This is a genomic window from Paraburkholderia sp. SIMBA_053, assembly GCF_046534895.1.
Taxonomy (GTDB): domain Bacteria; phylum Pseudomonadota; class Gammaproteobacteria; order Burkholderiales; family Burkholderiaceae; genus Paraburkholderia; species Paraburkholderia caledonica.
Genome location: NZ_JAWRXU010001434.1, coordinates 1 through 245, shown reverse-complemented (window position 1 = coordinate 245; position 245 = coordinate 1). Strand labels below are relative to the sequence as shown.

Sequence of the window (245 nt, the reverse complement as noted above, 5' to 3'; positions counted from 1 at the left end):
CGACGGAGGCAAGGTAGTCGTGCGCCACCTCGGCCACATCGAGTGTGAGATTGGCGACGACGTGACGCGCGCCGATTACCTTGCGAACGGGCAGGTCCGCGACCGAAGCCAGCGCGTGGGGATGAAGCTCGAGCGCGGCGGGCCCCTCCCAGGCGCCGGTTACCTGAACGTCGCGCAAAAAGAAGCGGACGAGTTCGCATATTCGAACCGAACCGTCGACGTGCGGTATTACCTTGAGCAGATAG

At 63.7% G+C, this 245-nt stretch carries 1 protein-coding gene; it reads right to left on the bottom strand.

All coding sequences use genetic code 11. The features are described from left to right. The coding region (locus tag SB753_RS40355; RefSeq protein WP_410805587.1) for an acetoacetate decarboxylase family protein at positions 1–245 on the bottom strand (245 nt) is incomplete at both ends.